The 5,483-nt window shown below is 63.0% G+C and carries 5 protein-coding genes; all 5 read left to right on the top strand.

Going from position 1 to position 5,483, the window contains the following annotated elements; translation table 11 throughout:
- Positions 1-1,603: AMP-binding protein (locus AZG88_RS29465; protein WP_061699911.1), on the top strand; the 1,603-nt coding region annotated here is incomplete at its 5' end.
- Positions 1,604-1,719: 116 nt separating this feature from the next.
- Entirely contained in the window at positions 1,720-2,910 is a 1,191-nt protein-coding gene (locus tag AZG88_RS29470; RefSeq protein ID WP_061699912.1) for a thiolase family protein, read from the top strand.
- A gap of 28 nt (positions 2,911-2,938) precedes the next feature.
- A complete protein-coding gene (locus AZG88_RS29475) occupies positions 2,939-3,700 on the top strand; it encodes an SDR family NAD(P)-dependent oxidoreductase (RefSeq protein WP_061699913.1) in 762 nt (253 codons plus the stop codon).
- 49 nt (positions 3,701-3,749) lie between these two features.
- On the top strand, positions 3,750-4,289 hold the full coding sequence (locus AZG88_RS29480) for a nuclear transport factor 2 family protein (RefSeq protein ID WP_061699914.1): 540 nt from the start codon (positions 3,750-3,752) through the stop codon (positions 4,287-4,289).
- 408 nt (positions 4,290-4,697) lie between these two features.
- The gene (locus AZG88_RS29485; protein WP_197487962.1) at positions 4,698-5,279 is read left to right on the top strand and encodes a TetR/AcrR family transcriptional regulator; all 582 of its coding nucleotides are present in this window, start codon (positions 4,698-4,700) and stop codon (positions 5,277-5,279) included.
- Positions 5,280-5,483: the final 204 nt, after the last annotated feature.

Consider the following 5,483-nt stretch of genomic DNA (forward strand, 5'->3'; position numbering starts at 1 on the left):
GCAGACGGCCGAGGCGTACCCCGACATGATCGCCGAGATCGCAGCGGAGTCGCCGGCGGCGATCTGTATCGAGGAAGTCGACGGGCCGGCCAGAACGTATGGGGAGCTGCATGAGAACGGCCTGGCGTGGCAACGCGCCCTGACCGAGCTCGGCGTGACGGCCGGCGACACCGTCTTGACGTTCGTGGCGTCGTCGGTGGCATCCGTCGAGTTGTGGTGCGGCATTTCTCGAGTCGGGGCGATCGAGGCGTCGGCCAACCCGGCGTACCGCGGTGCGCTGCTCGACCACATCGTCTCAGACACCCGAGCACGCGTCGCCGTCGTCGACCAGCGGTACCTCTCATCGGTTCGTGACGGGCTGGTGCGCGCCGCGAACATCGAGAAGGTCGTCGTCATCGGCGGCGACGGTGATCTCGACTCGGTCAGCTCGATCGACTTCGTTCGAGCGGACGCCATCCTCGGAGCGAAGGGCGTTTCCGCGGCGTCGGCGGGGACCGGGTCCGGCTCCCCCATACCTGGCCACGTGCCCGCCTGCATCCTGTACACCTCGGGCACGACGGGCTTGTCGAAGGGGGTCATCGTGCCCTTTGCTCAGCTGAAGGAAGCGGCGTTCGGGGTGTTCCCGCCGACCGTCCTCAGCCACGAGGACGCCATTTACCTCCCGTTTCCGCCGTCCCACATCACCTACCGCGCCAATCTGATCTCCGCAGCGCGGGTGCGTGGGCGGGCCGTGCTCCGCGAGCGGTTCTCCACCGATGCCTTCTGGGCGGACATCGAGAAGTACCAGTGCACCGCCACGCTGTTGCTCGGTGCGATGGCGAACTTCATTCAAAAACAAGACTTCCAACCGGAGTCGACGCCGTTGCGACGGGTTCAGATGATCCCGGTGATCCCGGAGGTCGAGGACTTCAAGAAACGGCATGACGTTCTCGTGACCACGCAATGGGGCATGACCGAAGTGTGTGCACCGATCGTCGCAGTCGACTACGACGTCAGCATTCCGCAGAGCTGCGGTCGCTTGCGAGACGGGTTCGAAGCCAGGATCGTCGACGAGTTCGATCGCGAGGTGGAAGACGGGGAGGCCGGCGAGCTCGTCCTGCGATCCGTCGAGCCATGGCATTTCGCGTCGGGGTACTGGGGAAACCCGGAGGCGACTACCGCCTCGTGGCGCAACCTGTGGTTCCACACCGGAGACCAGTTCCGTCGCGACGCGCAGGGCAACTACTACCTGCTGGACCGTCTCAAGGACTCGTTGCGGCGCCGCGGCGAGAACATCTCCTCGGTCGAGGTCGAGGCGGCCGTCCTGGAGCATCCCGACGTGCTGGAATGCGCGGTGGTGGGCGTGGACTCGGAGTGGGGTGAGCAGGAGGTGATGGCCTTCGTCGTCCCCAAACAGTCGCGGCATCTCGATGAGTCCGATCTGGACGCCTTCGTCGCCAGCAGACTGGCCGAGTTCATGCGGCCGCGATACATCGAGGTGGTCGACGCGCTGCCCAAGACGCCGACCGAGAAGATCCGCAAGGCCGATCTCCGTGAGCGTGGACGCGGAGCCAACACCTGGGCACGACCGGAACGCGTCCGGTCGGCTCCCACCCGGACGTGATGGCGCCCCGTCCTGATTGAGCTCGTCCCGTCCTGCGTCATCGGGACCACACCGCCTCGGTCAATACGCACACCCTCCGTAACTCATCTGCACCAACACGATTCGAGGAAACCTTCGTGAATACAGCCGTCATAGTCGACGTCGTACGTACTCCTTCCGCGAAAGGGAAGCAGGGTGGAGCACTCTCGGCCGTACACCCGGCTACTCTGCTCGCCGATCTTCTGAAGACCCTCGTCGAGAGACACGACCTCGATCCGGCACTTGTCGACGACGTCATCACGGGCTGCGTCACACAGTCCGGAGAACAGGCCCTCAACATCGGCCGAACCGCCGTGCTGGCTGCAGGATTCCCGCTCTCCGTTCCGGGGACGACGATTGATCGTCAGTGTGGATCCAGTCAGCAGGCGGCTGCATTCGCCGCACAGGGAGTGATCGCGGGAGCCTATGACGTCGTGATCGCGTGCGGGACCGAATCGATGAGTCGCGCACCCATGTTCTCCAACACCGCCGGCAAGGATCCGTCGGTCGGACCGCTCTCGTCCCGGTACCTCGAGGGACTCGTGCCGCAGGGTATCGGGGCCGAACTTATCGCCGCACGGTGGAAATTCGACCGCGCGCAGTTGGACGCCTACGCGGCTCGCTCGCATCGCCTGGCGGCTACGGTCGCGGCAGACCAACAGACGGATCAGATCATCGGTGTCGAGACCACCGACGCCACAGGGGCACCGGTCGTGGTCAACCGCGATGAGACTGTTCGACCCGGGACAACTCCCGAGTCCCTGTCGGCTTTGAAGCCGGTGTTCGAGACTGCCGAGCTGTCTGCCCGCTTTCCCGAGATCACCTGGTCGATCACGGCGGGCAACTCGTCACCGCTCACGGACGGTGCCTCGGCCGCACTCATCCTGAGCGAGGACAAGGCGGCCGCACTCGGTCTCACTCCCCGTGCCCGGTTCCACAGTTCTGCCGTCGTGGGAAGCGATCCCTTCCTGATGCTGACCGGTCCCATTCCGGCCACCGAGAAGGTTCTCGACCGCACTGGACTGAAACTGAGCGACATCGACACCTACGAGGTAAACGAGGCGTTCGCATCAGTTCCGCTGTTGTGGCAGAGCCACTTCGACACCGATCCGGACCGACTCAACCCTGCCGGCGGAGCGATCGCTCTCGGACATCCGCTCGGCGCCTCCGGTGGACGCCTCCTGGGATCGATGCTGGCCTACCTCGAAGCCACCGGTGGCCGCTACGGACTACAGACAATGTGCGAGGGCGGCGGCATGGCGAATGCGACGATCATCGAACGGCTTTGATTCACAACAATAGACAGGAGATTCCATCATGAGATTGGACGGAACGGTTGTACTCGTCACAGGCGGAGCCTCAGGCCTGGGACTTGCCACCACAGAGGGATTGATCGAAGCCGGCGCACATGTCGGCGTCCTGGACCTCCCCTCGTCCCCCGGCCCCGAGGTCCAAGAACGACACAAGGGGGCACTGACGTTCGTGCCCGGCGATGTCACCTCCACCGACGACGTCACTCGCGCGCTGGACGTATTGTCGGAACGGGGAAACCTGCGGGTTGTGGTCAATTGTGCAGGGATCGGACCGCCCGGAAAGGTTCTGGGCAAAACCGGTCCGCTCCCCCTGGACGACTTCGAACGCATCGTCAGAATCAACTTGTCCGGCACATTTAATGTCATCAGGCTTGCCGCGGCAAGAATCTCGAAGACCGATAGCGTCGACGGCGAGCGCGGAGTCATCGTCAATACTTCTTCCGTCGCAGCTTTCGACGGTCAGATCGGCCAGCCCGCATACGCCGCGGCAAAAGGTGGGATCGTGTCCATGGCTCTACCGATCGCACGGGAGCTCGCACGGCATCAGATCCGTGTCGCGACAATAGCTCCCGGTACGTTCGACACGCCGTTGCTGAAGACCTTGGCGGAGGACATCAGACAGTCACTCGGCGCACAGGTTCCACACCCGTCTCGTCTCGGCGACCCCGCCGAGTTCGGCGCGCTGGTGCGCCACATCGTCGAGAATCCGATGCTGAACGGCGAGGTGATTCGACTGGATGGTGCCATTCGGATGGCAGCACGGTAAGGACGATATCGGGTACGGAGCGCAGGTCCAATGCGCTGGGAAGGCAACGATGAAGTTAAACGACGACCAATTGGTCGATCTCTGGGACAAGCAAGCACTGAACGACAACTTGATGCTCTACGTGCGAGGTGCAGACCGCCACGATCGCGAACTCATGCGATCCACGTATTGGCCGGACTCATTCGACGATCACGGGGGTTACGTCGGCGACGGCCAAGGGTGGGCAGATGCCGCCATGACCTGGCACGACAAGATCCACAGCTGCAATCACCACGTCAGCAATGTGCTGTGTGAAGTCGACGGCCCACGGGCCAAACGCGAAAGCATGTTCATCTGTGTGGTGCAGTTCAAGGATCCCGAAGTAACCATGTTTCAGGCGGGCCGCTACCGGGACCTGTGCGAGAAGCGAGACGGCGTCTGGAAGATTCTTCGGCGCACCTGCGTCTGGGACTGGATCGACGTCAGAGAGATCAACTCCGATTGGGATATCGTCAACGTTCCACGCGTATCCCACTGGGGAGCGTTCGCCCCCGATGATCCGATTTACAGAGATTGGTTCGACAGCCCCCCGACCGAATTCCCGCGTTAGGCTGATCGAGGCGCTAAATTGGGCCAAGAAGTTAGATACCCGGCGCCACTGGTTTGACGGCAATGATCTGATGGTGGCTGCGTAGCGGACGACAAATTCGTCCCACAACCGCAGTACCTTGCTTGTACGCCATCGAAGGTGCTCCGCCCGACGTGGATGTGGTGAGACACCCCGTCACTCTCCCCGACCTCGAGCGGGCTGGCCTTCGGTTGTTCGAATTCGCCGTGGGACTTCCTCTTCTCAGGAGACGGATGCCGCGCGCAGTCACTGTGACCACGACTGGGCCGGCGATGAGACGGTTTTGGACGGAGACTTTCTGATACCTGCTGCAGTCGCGGTAAGGTACGACCTATGACGTCATCGTCGCGCACGGTCGGACGACCACGGGTACCTGATCTCGGTGATCGGGTGCTCGACGCCGCCAGAACGGTATACGGCGATCGCGGATGGAGCGGATTCACCGTCGACGAGGTCGCACGAAGGGCAGGTGTCGGCAAAGGTTCGCTCTACCTACGCTGGCCCAACAAGGCCGCACTACTTGTCGACGCTGTCCGCTCAGCCGCGCCCTCAGTCGGAAACATCAATCTCGGCAACCTCGAGCTGGACCTTCATGAGTTCGCCCGACAATGGATGGCGTTCGCCCAGAGCATCGAAGGCACGATGGTCAGCCGACTGATATTGGACAGGCAGTCCAACGAAGAGTTGGCTGCGGTCATCGGCGAGCTCGACTATCCGGATTACGTCCGGTCGACCCGAGCCCTCGTCCGACGTGCAGTGCAGCGAGGTGAGATCGACCCCGATATCAAGCCCACCCTCGTGGCCGATCTCATCGCCGGCGCCATCACCACCCACGTCCGGAGCACGCCACCGGGGCTCGCCGAGATCGCCCATACAGAGAGCTACCTGACGCAACTCGTAGCCACGGTGCTGCGCGGCGTGGGCTATCGAAGTCTTCCTACGCAAGACTCCCCTGGTGACCTCGACAGCTGACGGCATCGGTCTACTATCAGTGCCGTCCTGTCGCGGAGATCGTGCGCCGGGCCGTTGAAATTCCGTCCCGGAAACGCCGGCGACCGGCCGGTCCTTCATCATGATGAAATCCTGCGGTCGTGGTTCGCTCAGAATTAACGGGCGCCATCACGTCCGGGTGGGAGCCGACCGGACGCGTTCCGGTCGTGCCCAGGTGTTGGCTCC

Source organism: Rhodococcus sp. LB1 (genome assembly GCF_001583455.1).
GTDB lineage: Bacteria > Actinomycetota > Actinomycetes > Mycobacteriales > Mycobacteriaceae > Rhodococcus_F > Rhodococcus_F opacus.